This is a genomic window from Arthrobacter sunyaminii (assembly GCF_018866305.1).
GTDB lineage: Bacteria > Actinomycetota > Actinomycetes > Actinomycetales > Micrococcaceae > Arthrobacter_B > Arthrobacter_B sunyaminii.
This window is the reverse complement of sequence record NZ_CP076456.1, coordinates 2,753,243-2,769,061: the sequence shown is the minus strand read 5'-3', so window position 1 is coordinate 2,769,061 and position 15,819 is coordinate 2,753,243. Positions and strand designations below refer to the sequence as shown.

Genomic DNA, 15,819 nt, shown 5'->3' with positions numbered 1-15,819 from the left:
GCTGGGCGCGGCCAGGCTCGGCCTCAGGCCAGCGTCAGGAAGTGGTCGAGAAAAGCGCTGAAATCCTCCAGGTCCCCGGCCTGTTCGATGATCCGGCGCTCTCCGCCGTCGCTGTTTTTTGGCAGCAAAGCCGTGGACAGCACCCGGAACCGGAAAAGGCGCCCGGTGTTCGTTCCCACTTCGTAGTCTCCTGAATTCACTTCATCCGTGTGGGAGAGGTTGGTCGAATTGACTGCGGTGGGAGCTTCCGTGCCGGCCAGCGTTTCGGGATCGAACGGCGCGAACACCAGCTCTGCGGGGCGCCACCGGTAACCCACCACATAGTAGGTTTCGGCATCGTCTCCGCCCGGGACGGCGCAGACCAGGTTGTAGTCCCCATAGTTGGGGATCTGAGATTCAAACACATGCCGGAGCACAGCCTTGATGTCATCGCTTGAGGGCTGGTCGCGGAATTCTGGTGCCGAAGTCATTTGCCCAGTCTATGAACATCAGCCCCGGACAATGGAAGCCCGCCACGGCAACGCCTTGGTTGGTCATCCACTTGTCACGTGCTCTTCACGCGCCGTAACAACCGGGGCATGCATCCGTCACATGCCCCGGAACGGCCTCCGATAGGTCCTAAGATCGGAACATGAGTGTGGAGAATACCCCTGACATCAAACCCCGCAGCCGAGTCGTCACGGACGGGATCCATGCAGCCCCGGCCCGCGGCATGTTCCGGGCCGTCGGAATGGGGGACGACGATTTCGCAAAGCCGCAGATCGGCGTCGCCAGTTCCTGGAACGAGATCACCCCCTGCAACCTGTCCCTGAACCGGCTGGCCCAGGGCGCCAAGGAAGGCGTCCACGCCGGCGGCGGGTTCCCCATGCAGTTCGGCACCATCTCGGTGTCCGACGGCATTTCCATGGGACATGAGGGCATGCACTTCTCCCTGGTGTCGCGTGAAGTCATTGCCGACTCCGTGGAAACGGTGATGATGGCCGAGCGCCTGGACGGATCGATCCTCCTGGCCGGCTGCGACAAGTCCCTGCCCGGCATGCTGATGGCTGCCGCGCGGCTGGATCTCTCCAGCGTCTTCCTGTACGCCGGTTCCATCATGCCCGGCTTCGCCAAGATGGAAGACGGCACCGAGCGGGAAGTGACGCTCATTGATGCTTTCGAAGCCGTGGGTGCCTGCGCCGCCGGCAAGATGAGCCTCAAGGACCTGGACACCATCGAACGTGCCATCTGCCCGGGCGAAGGCGCCTGCGGCGGCATGTACACAGCCAACACCATGGCCTGCATCGGTGAAGCACTGGGTATGTCCCTTCCCGGTTCCGCCGCGCCGCCCTCGGCCGACCGCCGGCGCGACGAGTTCGCCCGCAAGTCCGGCGAAGCCGTGGTCAACCTGCTGCGCAAGGGCATCACCGCCCGCGACATCATGACCAAAAAAGCCTTCGAAAACGCCATTGCCGTCACCATGGCCTTCGGCGGTTCCACCAACGCCGTCCTGCACCTGCTGGCCATCGCCCGCGAAGCTCATGTGGACCTCACGCTGGAGGACTTCAACCGCATCGGTGACCGGATTCCGCACCTGGGGGACCTGAAGCCCTTCGGCCGGTACGTGATGCACGACGTCGACAAGATCGGCGGCGTGCCGGTGATCATGAAGGCACTGCTCGACGCCGGCCTGATCCACGGCGACTGCCTCACCGTCACGGGCAAGACCGTTGCGGAAAACCTGGCCTCCATCAATCCGCCGGACCCCGACGGCAAGGTCCTGCGCGCCATGGACAACCCCATCCATAAGACCGGCGGCATCACCATCCTGCACGGTTCCATGGCACCCGAGGGCGCCGTCGTGAAGAGCGCCGGCTTTGACGCCGATGTCTTCGAAGGCACCGCCCGCGTGTTCGAACGTGAACAGGGTGCACTGGATGCCCTGGACCACGGAGAAATCCACGCCGGCGACGTCGTCGTCATCCGCTACGAGGGACCCAAGGGCGGACCGGGCATGCGCGAAATGCTCGCCATCACCGGTGCCATCAAGGGAGCGGGTCTGGGCAAGGACGTCCTGCTGCTCACTGACGGCCGGTTCTCCGGCGGCACCACGGGCCTGTGCATCGGCCATGTGGCGCCGGAAGCGGTCGACGGCGGTCCCATTGCCTTCGTGAAGGACGGCGACCGGATCCGCGTGGACATCGCCGCGCGCAGCTTCGACCTGCTGGTCGACGAGTCCGAGCTGGAAGCGCGCAAGGTTGGCTGGAAGCCGCTGCCGGGCAAGTTCACCACCGGCGTGCTGGGCAAGTACACCAAACTGGTCAACTCTGCCTCCACCGGCGCTTACTGCGGTTGAAAACCCTCCCCAGGCAGCAGGCGCCGGAGCGCCTGCTGCCTGGGGCCCCTTAGGGTTTTCAACCTTATTAAGCCCTGCCGCCTTGGGCGGGCAGGGAACCAGGGGAACTGGGCGTCCAAAGAACGGACACGTTGTCCACATAATGAGACGGAAGTCTCATAAGTTTGACACCCCCGCAGGGGACGGGAAGACTGAAGGGCATGCAGATCGTACCCGTCGTCCTTATCAAGCGCGTGGCCTAACCGCCGAGCTTGCAAGAACGTCACGCGCGAACCCCTACGGAGCCAACCGGCACGAGGGGTTTTTTTATTGGCTTCAGACAAAGCAGAAAAGCCGTCCCGGGCTAATCGTCCGGCCGGCCGCCGCAGCAGATCACATGAATAAGTATCCGTAAGGAAGAATTTATGAGTAAGGGATCGCCAATCAGCCCGTCGCTGATGGCCAACAAGGCCAGCGTTGCCGCCAAGGCAGCCGCTGCCAAGACGCGTGATGTTGCCTCTTCCGTTTCCGTTCCGTCCGAAGCCGTGGACACCCGGGTGCAGGGCTCCAACAATGTTGTTCCGCCCACCGAGATGACCGGCTCCAAGGCTATTGTCCGGGCGCTGGAAGAGCTGGGCGTTGAGGACATCTTCGGCCTGCCCGGCGGCGCAATCCTTCCGACGTATGACCCGCTCATGGATTCCACCAAGCTCCGGCACATCCTGGTCCGCCACGAACAGGGAGCCGGACACGCCGCAGAGGGTTACGCCATGGTTACCGGCCGTGCCGGAGTCTGCATCGCCACGTCCGGGCCCGGCGCCACCAACCTGGTGACCGCCCTCGCAGACGCACACATGGACTCGGTTCCCATGGTTGCCATCACGGGCCAGGTGTCCAGCGCCTTCATCGGCAGCGACGCCTTCCAGGAAGCGGACATCGTGGGCATCACCATGCCCATCACGAAGCATTCCTACCTGGTCACCAACGCGGATGACATCCCCCGGGTCCTGGCCGAGGCCTTCCACATTGCCACCAGCGGCCGCCCCGGACCGGTGCTGGTGGACATCTCCAAGGACGCCCAGCAGGCCAAGACCATGTTCTCCTGGCCGCCCCGGATTGATCTGCCCGGCTACCGCACCGTGGTGCGCGGCCACTCCAAGCAGGTGCGCGAAGCCGCACGCCTGATCGCGGCGTCGCACCGTCCCGTGTTCTACGTTGGCGGCGGCGTGCTGAAGGCTGATGCCTCTGCAGAGCTGCTGGAGCTGGCCGAGCTGGTGGGCGCGCCCGTCGTCACCACGCTGCAGGCCCGCGGCGTCTTCCCCGATTCGCACCGTCAGCACGCGGGCATGCCCGGCATGCACGGTTCCGTCTCGGCGGTCACGGCCCTGCAGCAGTCGGACCTGCTTATCACCCTCGGTGCCCGCTTCGATGACCGCGTCACCGGCGTGCTGTCCTCCTTTGCCCCCGGGGCGAAGGTCATCCACGCGGACATCGACCCCGCCGAAATCTCCAAGAACCGGCCTGCGGACGTGCCGATTGTGGGCTCGGTCAAGGAGATCCTCCCTGAACTGTCCGACGCCGTACGCGCTCAGTTCGCCGTCGAGCGCCCCGACATTGCCCCCTGGTGGGAAGTCATTGACCGCCTGCGCGAGATCTACCCCATGGGTTACAGCGAACCCGAGGACGGCCACATTGCCCCGCAGAAGGTCATCGAACGCATCGGTGCACTCACCGGCCCGGAAGGCGTGTACGTGGCCGGCGTGGGCCAGCATCAGATGTGGGCCGCCCAGTTCATCAAGTACGAACGTCCCCGCGCCTGGCTGAACTCCGGCGGGCTGGGCACCATGGGCTATTCGGTGCCCGCAGCCATGGGTGCCAAGGTCGGCAACCCGGACCGTGTGGTCTGGGCCATCGACGGCGACGGCTGCTTCCAGATGACCAACCAGGAACTGGCCACCTGCCTGATCAACAAGATCCCGATCAAGGTTGCCATCATCAACAACTCCTCGCTGGGCATGGTGCGGCAGTGGCAGACCCTCTTCTACGAGTCCCGCTACTCCAACACGGACCTGAACACCGGTCATGACACCGTCCGGGTTCCGGACTTCGTGAAGCTTGCGGACGCCTACGGCTGCGCCGGACTGCGGTGCGAGCGCGAAGAGGACATTGACGATACGATCCGCCAGGCCCTGGCGATCAACGACCGCCCGGTGGTCATTGACTTTGTGGTCAGCCGCGACTCAATGGTGTGGCCGATGGTTCCCTCCGGCGTTTCCAATGACCTGATCCAGATTGCCCGCAACATGACACCCACCTGGGAAGAGGAGGACTAGGGCCATGGCACGCCACACCCTTTCCGTACTGGTTGAAGACGTTCCCGGTGTCCTGACCCGCGTCGCGTCCCTGTTTGCCCGCCGGGCATTCAACATCAATTCTTTGGCTGTCGGCCCCTCGGAGGTGCCGGGACTGTCCCGCATCACGGTGGTGGTCGAGGCCGAGGGTGACCTGCTGGAACAGGTCACCAAACAACTGAACAAGCTCGTCAATGTCATCAAGATTGTTGAGCTGGTTCCCGAGTCTTCCGTGCAACGCGACCACATCTTGGTCAAGGTTCGCGCGGATGCCGCAACCCGGCTGCAGGTAACCCAGGCAGCCGAGCTGTTCCGTTCTTCAGTGGTTGACGTGTCCACCGACTCGCTGATCGTTGAAGCCACAGGCACCGCCGAAAAGCTCAATGCACTCCTTGCAGTGCTTGAACCCTTTGGCATCCGCGAAATAGTTCAATCCGGAACGCTGGCCATCGGCCGCGGCTCCAAGTCCATGGGCGACCGCGCGCACCTGCGCACCGCCTAGGCCTTCGCTGCAGTTCCGCTTCAAACCTTTATCCAAGAACCCAGCAACAAACTTCAGTAGGAGAACACTGTGACTGACATGTATTACGACGACGACGCCGACCTGTCCATCATCCAGGGACGTACCGTCGCGGTCATCGGCTACGGAAGCCAGGGCCACGCCCACGCTCTCAGCCTGCGCGATTCCGGCGTTGACGTCCGCGTTGGCCTCAAGGAAGGCTCGAAGTCCCGCGCCAAGGCCGAAGCTGAGGGCCTGCGTGTCCTCAGCGTTGCCGACGCCGTTGCCGAGGCTGACCTCATCATGGTGCTCACCCCGGACCAGGTCCAGCGCTTCGTGTACGCCGAGGAGATCGCCCCGAACCTGCAGGCCGGCGACGCCCTGTTCTTCGGCCACGGCTTCAACATCCGTTACGGCTACATCCAGCCGCCGGCGGACGTCGACGTCGCACTGGTTGCCCCCAAGGGTCCGGGCCACATTGTGCGCCGCGAATTCGAAGCCGGCCGCGGTGTTCCCGACCTCATCGCCGTCGAGCAGAACCCCTCCGGCAAGGCCAAGGAACTGGCCCTGTCCTACGCCAAGGCCATTGGCGGCACCCGCGCCGGCGTCATCGAGACCACCTTCACCGAAGAGACCGAAACGGACCTCTTCGGCGAGCAGGCTGTCCTCTGCGGCGGTGCATCACAGCTGATCCAGTACGGCTTCGAGACCCTGACCGAAGCCGGCTACAAGCCCGAGGTCGCGTACTTCGAGGTGCTGCACGAGCTCAAGCTCATCGTTGACCTGATGGTCGAAGGCGGCATCGCCAAGCAGCGCTGGAGCGTTTCGGACACCGCCGAGTACGGCGACTACGTTTCCGGACCCCGCGTCATTGACGAGAGCGTGAAGGAAAACATGAAGGCCGTCCTGGCGGACATCCAGAACGGTGCCTTCGCCAAGCGCTTCATCGATGACCAGGACGCCGACGCTACGGAGTTCAAGGCACTGCGCCAGAAGGGCGAAGACCACCCGATCGAGGCCACCGGCCGCGAACTGCGCAAGCTCTTCTCCTGGATCAAGTCCGACGACGATTACACCGAAGGCTCCGTCTCCCGCTAGGCAGATCCCGCTAAACGGAGGCCGGTAACCTGCCGGTAACACAGGGCACACGATTGAGTGCGCCCAACAGCGAAACGATAAGCTCGCAAGAGCAAGCCGTTTCGGTAAAGAGGCCGGGCCCGGTTGAACGGGTCCGGCCTCTTTGCGCAGAAAAGGGTTTCACCAAGATCCCCACCAGAATCCACCACAGCTAAAGAGGTCACCGGTGACAGCCACCAAGCCCGTCGTACTTATTGCGGAAGAACTTTCCCCGGCCACAGTTCAGGCCCTGGGTCCGGACTTTGAGATCCGTTCCACCAACGGAGCGGACCGGACGCAGCTGCTCTCCGCCATTGCGGACGTGGATGCCATCCTGGTGCGCTCGGCCACCCAGGTGGACGCCGAAGCCATCGCTGCCGCGAAGAACCTCAAGGTCATTGCCCGGGCCGGTGTCGGCCTGGACAACGTGGACATCAAGGCCGCCACCCAGGCCGGTGTCATGGTGGTCAACGCCCCGACGTCGAACATCATCTCCGCCGCGGAACTGACCGTCGGCCACATCCTTTCCCTGGCCCGCCACATTCCGCAGGCCAGTGCAGCCCTCAAGGGCGGCGAGTGGAAGCGCTCCAAGTACTCCGGCATTGAGCTGTTCGAAAAGAAGATCGGCATCATCGGCCTGGGCCGCATCGGAGCCCTGGTGGCCGCCCGGCTGCAGGGCTTCGGCACCGAAATCCTCGCCTATGACCCGTACATCACCCCGGCCCGCGCCGCCCAGCTGAATGTCCGCCTGGTGACGCTGGACGAGCTGCTGGAGCAGGCTGACTTTGTCACCATCCACATGCCCAAGACCCCCGAGACGGTGGGGATGCTCGGCGCCGAGGCCTTCGACAAGATGAAGGACACCGCCTACGTGGTGAACGTGGCCCGCGGCGGCCTGGTGGATGAGGATGCCCTCTACACCGCGCTGACCGAGGGCAAGATCGCCGGTGCCGGTGTGGACGTCTTCGTGAAGGAACCCTCCACCGACCTGCCGTTCCAGGCTCTGGACAATGTCATTGTCACCCCTCATCTGGGCGCCTCCACCGAGGAAGCCCAGGAAAAGGCCGGCGTCTCCGTCGCCAAATCGGTCCGTCTGGCCCTCGCCGGCGAACTGGTGCCCGACGCCGTGAACGTGGCCGGCGGCATCATTGCCGAGGACGTCCGCCCGGGCATCCCGCTGATCGAAAAGCTGGGACGCATCTTCACCGCGCTCTCCTCCGACTCCGTCACCGCCATCGACATTGAGGTGGCCGGCGAGATCGCCGCGCTGGACGTCAAGGCCCTGGAACTGGCAGCACTCAAGGGCATCTTCACGGACATCGTCTCCGAGCAGGTCTCCTACGTGAACGCTCCGGTCCTGGCCGAGCAGCGCGGCATAGAGGTCCGTCTGCTCAAGACCCCCGATGTGGATGACTACCGCAACGTACTGACCATCCGCGGCGCCCTCTCGGACGGCACCCAGCTGGAAGTCGCCGGTACCCTGACCGGGCCCAAGCAGATCGAAAAGCTTGTGGGCGTCAACGGTTATGACCTCGAGATCCCGATCAGCGAGCACCTGCTGGTGCTCATCTACGCCGACCGCCCCGGCGTCATCGGCGCCCTGGGCCGGGTCCTGGGGGAGAAGAACATCAACATTGCCGGCATGCAGGTGGCCCGCAACACCGAGGGCGGCCAGGCCCTGTCACTGCTGACCGTGGATTCCTCCGTTCCGCAGGACGTGCTGGAAACACTGCGCACCGAAATCGGTGCCACCGTGGTCCGCGAGGTCGACCTGCAGGGCTGACAGGCCTGCAGGGTCCGCCCAGGGTAGGAGGCGCCTGGCACGGAGTTCATGCCGGGCTCCGAGGCGCCGCCTACCCGCGGCGGGACAACATGGAGGCATGACTGCATCCATGTCCGGTGCGCCCCTGCTGGCGGCCGAGAACCTTGTAAAGACGTACGACGGCGCTCCGGCCCTGGCAGGGGTCAGCCTCACTGTCCGCCCCGGAGAGTCCCTCGCCGTCATGGGAGCCTCCGGCTCCGGAAAAACCACGCTCCTGCACTGCCTGGCCGGCATCACCTCGCCCGACGCCGGACGGGTTCGGTTGTTCCGGGATACAGCGCTGCCGATTGAGGTCACAGCCCTGAACGACGACGCCCGGTCCGCCCTGCGCCGGCGGGAGTTCGGCTTCGTGTTCCAGCAGGGGCTGCTCATACCCGAGCTCACCGCCGGAGAGAACGTGGCCCTGGCCCTCATGCTTGACGGCACGGCCCGCCGGGAGGCGGAACAGGCTGCAGCCGGCGCATTGGCCGCCCTGGGACTGACCGGCATGGAGGAACGGCGGATCGGTGAGCTTTCCGGGGGACAGGCGCAGCGGGTAGCCATCGCCCGGGCACAGGTCACCGGCGCCCGGATGCTGTTCGCTGACGAACCCACGGGCGCCCTGGACTCCCGCACTTCAGCAGAAGTCATGGGACAGCTGCTGCAAACGGTGCAGGGAACCGGACGGGCCCTGGTGGTTGTCACCCACGATTCCGATGTTGCCCGCTGGTGCAGCCGGATCATCACCCTGGCCGACGGCGTCGTGGTGGCGGACACCGCCGGCGCCGCGGGAATCCGCCGATGAGCGCCGTGGCCTCCGCCCTGCTCCGCGCAGTGGACTCCTCTCCGCTGGCCGTACCGCTGCGTATTACCTGGCTGCTGAACCGCCCCGGTACCGCCGGGCGGACAGCGGCTCTGCTGCCGGCCGCGTCCTTCGCCGTGGTCACCACCTTGCTGCTGACGGTCCTCGCCGGTGCCCTGTCCTTCCTGCAGTGGGGGGACGAAGAGGGTGACCTGTACCTGCTGCTCGCGTGCTTTGCCCTCATTTTGCTGGTGCTTCCCCTGATCACGCTGGGAGGTTCGGCTGCGCGGCTCTCCGCCCGCCGCCGCGACGAGCACCTCTCAACCCTGCGCCTGCTGGGTGCTTCCGCAAAGACGGTCCGCCGGGTGACGGTTCTGGAGGCCAGTGCCCAGGCGTTCGCGGGTGCACTGGGAGGCGTGGCCGGCTATCTGGTGCTCGCGCCGTTTGTCCAGCTGATTCATTTCCGCGGAGCAGCGCTGGGCGCCGCCTACTGGCTGCACCCGGCGGCCAGTGCCGCAACGGTGCTGGCGGTGGTGCTCCTGGCGGCGGTCAGCTCCGCCGTCGGCCTGCGCCGGGTGACGGTTTCGCCGCTTGGCGTCCGCACCCGTGCCGTGCCGCAAAAGGTGCGGGGGCGCCGGGCCGTGGCGGCGGTGGTCATCATCGCCGGCTGTGTCCTCGCCCTGATGACCCCCATTGCTGTGGCCGCCCTGGCACTGGCCGTCCTGTTCGGTGCCTTTGCCGCCGGGCTGGCGGTCCTGAACCTGGTGGGGCCGTGGCTGGTGGCTGTCTCCGCCCGCCGACGGCTGCGCCGGGCGGCAACGCCGCAGGCGCTGCTTGCTGCCCGAATTGTGCTGGACGCGCCCAAAGCGGCCTGGCGGCAGGTCAGCGCACTGTCCATGGTTTGCTTCACCGCCGTCGTTGCCGGAGCTGGTGCCTCGGTCCTGCAGGGGGTGCAGGCGGAGGGACTTGAGGATTTCCTGCCTGGAGACGTAATGACGGGCGTCCTGATCACCGTGGTCGCCGGATTCCTCATGGTCGCCTGCTCGGCCGGCATCAACCAGGCCGCCACCGTGCTGGACCGTGCGGACCTGTACCGCAGCCTGGACCGGATGGGGATGCCGCGCAGCGTCATAGACGATGCCCGAATTGGAGCCGTCATGCAGCCGCTTCTGTTGGTGAGCGTGGTGTCCACGGCGGTGCCTGCCCTGCTGCTCTTCCCGCTCACCGGAGCCGCGGTGCTGTTCGCGCCGGTGTCCATGATCTTCCTGGCGGCGTCGGTTGCTGCCGGGGTGGCGCTGGTGCGCGCAGGACTCGCGGCGACGGGCCCGGTCCTGACGGGTGTCCTGGACGGTGAGTCTTAGCCAGGGGCCGCTGGATGCCCCGGTAGTCTGCCCTGAACGCACCTAGACTGGGCCCATGTCACAGCTTCCGGCGGAGCAGGCCGCAACACCGCTCGAGCGGGGAGCACTGAATTCCTGGTCTACCGTCTGGTGTTTGCCCTGGCAGTGCTCCTGACCGGGCTGATGGTTTTTGCACCCGTCCGCCCGCCTGCCGCGGGAGTTCGGCTGACGGTTTACCTGGTTCCGTCAGCCCTGCTGCTGTGGGTGATCCCGGCCGGTCCCATGGAACTCGTGCACGCTGCTCTCCCGCCCTGGGCATTGTTGACGGCTCTCTACGGGGTTCGGGGAGGATTGCCGAAGGGCTGGAAGTTCGTCCTGCTCTATGCCGGAAGCGCAGTGGCGGCGTTTCTGCTGGTCGCCACCGTCTGGATCAACGAAGCGGTGTGGCTTATGCCCGTTGCGCCCCTTCTGTCCCCGCGCTACCGGCAACCAAAGCTGAGGGTGACGGCGGAGCTTCTCTTCGCGGTCCTGCTTGCAGCGTGCATCGGGGCGGAGTTCGCCATCCTGCCCCAGGGAGACTCCTGGCTGCCGTACCGGGCCGTTGTCGGTACTGCCTGCACCATCAGCTGTTTCTACACCCTCGCCCTTCTCTGCCTGGGTCATTACGCCAGGTTCGACACTCCGGGGTATCAAACACGGGCCGAACGCCGCGGTGCCGCCCGGCAGGCGCGCTCCGGCATCGGGGCTTGAAAGGACCGAAGCGACAAGCGCAGGCCAAACAGGGTAATTTTCTTATGTGACTTCTTCCGATTCCCAGACCCCGTTCTACATCACCACGGCCATCTCCTATCCCAACGGAGTGCCCCATATCGGCCATGCCTACGAGGCCATCGCCACCGACGCCATGGCCCGCTTCAAGCGCCTGGACGGTTACGACGTCTTCTTCATGACCGGCACCGATGAGCACGGCCTGAAGATGCAGCAGTCGGCGGACAAGGAAGGCATCACCGCCAAAGAACTGGCGGACCGCAACTCGGCGGCTTTCCAGCAGATGAGCCGGGACCTGAACATTTCCCATGACCGCTTCATCCGCACCACGGACAAGGACCACTACGCCGCGGCGCAGGCCATCTGGAAGCGGATGGAGGAGAAGGGCGACATCTACCTCTCCAAGTACGCCGGCTGGTACTCGGTCCGGGATGAGGCCTATTACACCGACGACGAAACCGAAGTCCGCGAAGACGGCATCCGGTATTCGAAGGAGACGGACACCGAGGTGACGTGGACGGAGGAGGAAAGCTACTTCTTCCGCCTCTCCGCTTACCAGGACAAGCTGCTGGCACTCTATGAGGCCCAGCCGACCTTCGCCGCGCCGCAGTCCAAGTTCAACGAGGTCATCAGCTTCGTCAAGGGCGGACTCGAGGACCTGTCGATTTCCCGCACCACCTTCGACTGGGGCGTTCCGGTTCCGGGCAACCCGGAGCACGTGATGTACGTGTGGGTGGATGCCCTCACCAACTACCTCACCGGCGTCGGCTTCCCCGACACCGAGTCGGAGTCCTTTCAGAAGTACTGGCCGGCTGACGTCCATGTCATCGGCAAGGACATCTCCCGCTTCCACGCCATCTTCTGGCCCGCGTTCCTGATGTCCGCGGACCTGGAACTGCCCAAGCGCGTGATGATCCACGGCTTCCTGCACAACAAGGGCGTCAAGATGTCCAAGTCCCTGGGCAACGTGGTGGCGCCCAAGGAGTGGGCCGACCAGTACGGCCTGGACTCCGTGCGGTTCTTCCTGCTGCGTGAAGTGCCCTTCGGCGGCGACGGCTCCTACAGCCACGAGGCCGTGGTGGGCCGGATGAACTCGGACCTCGCCAACAACCTGGGCAACCTGGCCCAGCGCTCGCTGTCCATGGTGGCCAAGAACTGCGGCGCCGCAGTTCCTCAGCCGGGAGAATTCACCGACGAGGACAAGGCCATCCTGGCCGCCGCCGGCGAACTCCTGGAGATCTCCCGCAAGGCCTACGACGTTCAGGACTTCCACGGTGCGCTCGAAGCCACATGGAAGGTCCTCGGCGACACCAACGCCTACTTCGCCGAGCAGGCACCCTGGGTGCTGCGGAAGACCGACGTCGAGCGCATGAACACCGTGCTCTACGTGACGCTGGAGGTGCTGCGGATCGTGGCCATCCTCATCCAGCCCGTGATGCCGGACAGCGCCGCCAAGCTGCTGACGGTCCTGGGCCAGGACGACGCCGCCGCCCGCCGGTTCAGTGCGATCGGCACCCCTCTGGTGCCGGGCACACCGCTGCCGGCTCCGGCGCCGATCTTCCCGAAGTACGAGGAACCTGCCGAGTAACAGGATCGGCAACCCGCCGGCTTAACAATGAGTGCCTTCTGACCGGGTCAGAAGGCACTCTTTCTTTGGTCTGCAGACGATTTAGTTCTAGGGCTTCACGGGGATCGAACCGGTCAGGAACCGTGCCGGAGCCGTTTCCTCCATGACCCGGGCCACAGCATCCTGCTGCCGCCCGGCCATGTCGATCATTTCCTGAAGCCGGGACGGATTGAACCGGCGGTCGTGCGCGGACAGCGCCAGCAGGGTCCGCCACAGGCACTCCTTGGCCCGGACAATGGACTGCAGGGTTTCCAGTTCAAACTGGCCCGTGGTGCCGCCTCCCGTGCTGAGCGGATTGATCGGCCCCAGCTTTCCGGTCACGGCACCGGCCATCGCCAGGGCCTTCTTGAATTTGCTCCGCCGGTATCCGAGCGCCAGGATCAACTGCTCCAGTTCGTCCCGTTCCCCGGCGATTTCGGACTCCAGGTCAGCGAAGGTCTGCTCGTACTCGGAGCCCTCCCAGGTTCGGCGGGCTGCGCTGAACAACCGAACCCCGGTTTCAGCACCCAGCAGATGGTCATCCAGATATGCGGACAGGGATGCATGCTTGGGTTTCCAGGCGGCCCCGGGATTGGACATCTCATACTCCTTCGACTCATGCTGATCAGCTTGCTTACTATCCTGTCAGATCACCCTACCTGCCGCGAGTTCCCGGGCCGGAGTCCGCCGTACCGGCCGGTCCGGGAACTCGCGGCTGCGTGTTAGTCGGCAGCCAGTCCTGCCACCGGGGACAGGCGGGCGGCACGGCGGGCCGGGAGGACCGAGGCAGCCAGTCCGGCCAACAGTGCCACGGCCAGGACGCCGAGCAGCTGCAGCCACGGGAGTGAGAGCGCCACGGAGGCAAAGGAGCCCAGCGCGGACTGTGCTCCGAGCCAGCCGTACACCGATCCCAGCACGCTGCCCATCAGTGCCGCGACCCCTGCTATGAGGACGGCTTCGAGCGCCAGCATGCCGCGCAGCTGTCCGCGGGTCAGGCCCAGTGCCCGCAGCAGCGAGGATTCGCGGGTGCGTTCCAGGACTGACAGGGACAGCGTGTTGGCCACACCCACCAGGGCAATCACCACGGCGACGCCCAGCAGCCCGGTGACCACCATCAGCAGGACATTGATGACCTGTTCGTAGGCCGCCCGCTCAATAGCGGAGCCGTTCACGGTGTACTCCTCCACGTCCAGCCGTTCAGCCAGCTCGGCGCGCAGGTCGATCAGGGCACCGGTGGTCAAACCGTCCTCCACGGACAGCCAGAGCTGCGGCATGGGAACGTAATCCGCGGAATCGGCCACCGGTGCGGGGCCGCCCAGGGCCGCGGCCGTGTCGGACGTGATCAGCGGACGCAGCATTTTGTCCTCCGAGACCAGGACCTTCAGCTCCACGCTGGAGGTTGCACCGGCAACCGTCAGGGTCTCGTCCTTGACGCCCTGCGGCATCAGGATGGTGTCATCCGCCAGGACCAGGTTGGAATCCTGCAGGACCTTTGCCGCGTCGGCAGGGTCCAGCGCGTAGACGTCGTACGCCCCCCAGTCCTTTGTATCGGTGGTCCCTGCCACAGGTACCAGGACGGCGTCCTGCACGCCCTCGACGGCACGGGCGGTATCCGCATCAGCTGCGGTAAACGCACGGTCCTGCCCGGTGACGCTCACATCCACCGGGAATTCCCCGGCCAGCATACTGTCCAGGGAAGTCCGTACGGTTGCGGCTCCGGTCATCATCATGGTCACGAGGGTGACGCCGATCAGGAGGGCGGATGCCGTGGCCGAGGTGCGCTGGGGATTCCGGACGGCGTTGACGGCGGCGAGTTTTCCGGGCACACCCAGCGGTGCGGCCAGCGAACCGACAGTCCGCACCAGCGACGGAACAAACAGGGTGGCGCACATCAGCACGCCCACGAAGCTGAGGATGCCGCCGGGAAGCGCCACCAGGAGATCCGCGGACATGGCGCCGGCGGCAAGGAGGGCGGCGCCGACGGCCAGCAGCACCAGTCCTGCGATCAGGCGGACCCGGCCGCGTTTCGTTCCGGCCCGCACGTCTTCGGCAGGCCGCAGGGCAGCCAGCGGGGCAACCGCGGTGGCGGCACGGGCCGGAACCAGTGCGGCCAGGACCGTCATCAGGACGCCGACCAGCAGGCCAACGACAACCGACACAGGGGAGACCGCCAGCGTGGCGAAGCCGCTTTCAGGAATGGTCTGCAGGTAGGCGATGATGCCGCCCACCAGGGCCACGGCGGCCACTACACCGGCAACTGACGCCACGATGCCCACGATCAGGGCTTCCGCGAGGACGGAGCGGCGGATCTGTGAACGTTCCGCACCAATGCAGCGCAGCAGGGCAAGTTCGCGGGTGCGCTGGGCCACCAGTACGGAGAAGGTGTTGGAGACCACCAGGGCACAGACCAGCACGGCTACGGCGGCGAAGGCCAGCAGGATGAGGGTGAGGGCATCTTCTCCGTTGGTGAAGCTGGCCACAACGGCGTCGGTCTGTTCCGGGGCGGTGCGGACAACAACTTCGTCCATGCCGGCAGCTGAAAGTTCCTGCTCCACGGTGGCCCGTACCTCGTCCGCCTTGGCGCCGTCGGCCAGTGCCAGCTGGATGGTGTCGAACCCGTCTTCGGTGTTGGCGAACAACGCCGCGGTGGCACCGGCGGCGTAGAGCTGGGGGGTGCCCATGCTGGTCGGATCGTTGGAGGGTGCAACCAGGGCAGTGACGGTCAGCTGTGCCGCAGATTCATCGGGGCCGCCCGTGAGGTTCAGTACCGAGCCTTTCGAGAGGCCCTGGCGCTCTGCGGTGTCACTGTCTACGGCAACTTCGCCGTCGGATACCGGCAGTGAACCGTCGATGACGTCCCCGGGGAAGAGCGGCGTGTACTCGGGAATGCTGTTGACCTGGGCAAATACCGTGTCCCGACCCGTGCCAAAGCTGGCGTAGCCCCGGTGAACGGCATAGCTGCCCTCCACCCCGGGAAGGTCGCGGACGACGTCGACTGTGTCTTCGTTCAGCACCACCGGGTCGGCGCGGTACAGGTTTCCGTTGAGGACCAGATCCGCGTTCCGGAAACCCTCACCCACGCTCTGGGTCAGCGAGGCTTTTGACGAGGAGTTGATGACCAGCGTGGCGGTCAGGAATCCGACGGCGATCATCACGGCAAGTGAGACGGCGATGAACCGGCGGGCGTTGAGGCGCACCTGCGCCAGAGCTACCTGCAGCATG

Annotated in this window: 12 protein-coding genes; 9 read left to right on the top strand and 3 right to left on the bottom strand. The window is 65.4% G+C overall.

Translation table 11 applies throughout. The features are described 5' to 3' along the window. Positions 1–23: 23 nt before the first annotated feature. Positions 24–470, bottom strand: coding sequence for a hypothetical protein (locus tag KG104_RS12440; RefSeq protein WP_104052394.1), 447 nt, complete (start codon positions 468–470; stop codon positions 24–26). A 161-nt stretch (positions 471–631) separates the two neighbouring features. On the opposite strand from KG104_RS12440, the gene ilvD reads away from it, so the two are divergent. The 9 genes from ilvD to metG all read left to right on the top strand — a co-directional run bounded on the left by ilvD (position 632) and on the right by metG (position 12,579). Then, positions 632–2,335: a dihydroxy-acid dehydratase gene (ilvD, locus tag KG104_RS12435; RefSeq protein WP_207348055.1), complete on the top strand. Its 1,704-nt coding sequence runs from the start codon at positions 632–634 to the stop codon at positions 2,333–2,335. Between the two features lie 404 nt (positions 2,336–2,739). Next, entirely contained in the window at positions 2,740–4,647 is a 1,908-nt protein-coding gene (locus KG104_RS12430; protein ID WP_104160615.1) for an acetolactate synthase large subunit, read from the top strand. Between the two features lie 4 nt (positions 4,648–4,651). Further along, a complete protein-coding gene (gene ilvN / locus KG104_RS12425; protein WP_104052391.1) occupies positions 4,652–5,167 on the top strand; it encodes an acetolactate synthase small subunit in 516 nt (171 codons plus the stop codon). Positions 5,168–5,236: 69 nt separating this feature from the next. Continuing rightward, a complete protein-coding gene (gene ilvC / locus KG104_RS12420; RefSeq protein WP_104052390.1) occupies positions 5,237–6,262 on the top strand; it encodes a ketol-acid reductoisomerase in 1,026 nt (341 codons plus the stop codon). 205 nt (positions 6,263–6,467) lie between these two features. Continuing rightward, on the top strand, positions 6,468–8,063 hold the full coding sequence (gene serA, locus KG104_RS12415; protein WP_104101148.1) for a phosphoglycerate dehydrogenase: 1,596 nt from the start codon (positions 6,468–6,470) through the stop codon (positions 8,061–8,063). Between the two features lie 97 nt (positions 8,064–8,160). After that, positions 8,161–8,886 (top strand): ABC transporter ATP-binding protein, encoded by a 726-nt coding sequence (locus KG104_RS12410; protein ID WP_207348056.1) that lies wholly within the window; start codon positions 8,161–8,163, stop codon positions 8,884–8,886. Next, positions 8,883–10,244, top strand: a complete 1,362-nt coding sequence (locus KG104_RS12405; protein ID WP_237687164.1) for an FtsX-like permease family protein — start codon at positions 8,883–8,885, stop codon at positions 10,242–10,244. Before KG104_RS12410 ends, KG104_RS12405 begins: the two co-directional genes overlap by 4 nt. 129 nt (positions 10,245–10,373) lie before the next feature. Next, positions 10,374–10,973, top strand: coding sequence for a hypothetical protein (locus KG104_RS12400; protein WP_207348057.1), 600 nt, complete (start codon positions 10,374–10,376; stop codon positions 10,971–10,973). A gap of 46 nt (positions 10,974–11,019) precedes the next feature. Next, positions 11,020–12,579, top strand: coding sequence for a methionine--tRNA ligase (gene metG / locus KG104_RS12395; RefSeq protein ID WP_207348058.1), 1,560 nt, complete (start codon positions 11,020–11,022; stop codon positions 12,577–12,579). A gap of 87 nt (positions 12,580–12,666) precedes the next feature. Here metG and KG104_RS12390 read toward each other — a convergent pair whose 3' ends face one another. Both KG104_RS12390 and KG104_RS12385 read right to left on the bottom strand, forming a co-directional pair. After that, positions 12,667–13,197, bottom strand: coding sequence for a hypothetical protein (locus tag KG104_RS12390; protein ID WP_207348059.1), 531 nt, complete (start codon positions 13,195–13,197; stop codon positions 12,667–12,669). A gap of 122 nt (positions 13,198–13,319) precedes the next feature. Next, entirely contained in the window at positions 13,320–15,818 is a 2,499-nt protein-coding gene (locus tag KG104_RS12385; protein ID WP_207348060.1) for an FtsX-like permease family protein, read from the bottom strand. Position 15,819 lies beyond the last annotated feature (1 nt).

Bases quoted from the DNA above. Each gene is read 5' to 3' on its own strand.
- ilvN (WP_104052391.1), top strand. From the start codon at position 4,652: ATGGCACGCCACACCCTTTCCGTACTGGTTGAAGACGTTCCCGGTGTC.
- KG104_RS12410 (WP_207348056.1), top strand. From the start codon at position 8,161: ATGACTGCATCCATGTCCGGTGCGCCCCTGCTGGCGGCCGAGAACCTT.
- KG104_RS12405 (WP_237687164.1), top strand. From the start codon at position 8,883: ATGAGCGCCGTGGCCTCCGCCCTGCTCCGCGCAGTGGACTCCTCTCCG.
- KG104_RS12385 (WP_207348060.1), bottom strand. From the start codon at position 15,818: ATGCTGCAGGTAGCTCTGGCGCAGGTGCGCCTCAACGCCCGCCGGTTC.
- KG104_RS12390 (WP_207348059.1), bottom strand. From the start codon at position 13,197: ATGTCCAATCCCGGGGCCGCCTGGAAACCCAAGCATGCATCCCTGTCC.
- ilvD (WP_207348055.1), top strand. From the start codon at position 632: ATGAGTGTGGAGAATACCCCTGACATCAAACCCCGCAGCCGAGTCGTC.
- KG104_RS12440 (WP_104052394.1), bottom strand. From the start codon at position 470: ATGACTTCGGCACCAGAATTCCGCGACCAGCCCTCAAGCGATGACATC.
- KG104_RS12430 (WP_104160615.1), top strand. From the start codon at position 2,740: ATGAGTAAGGGATCGCCAATCAGCCCGTCGCTGATGGCCAACAAGGCC.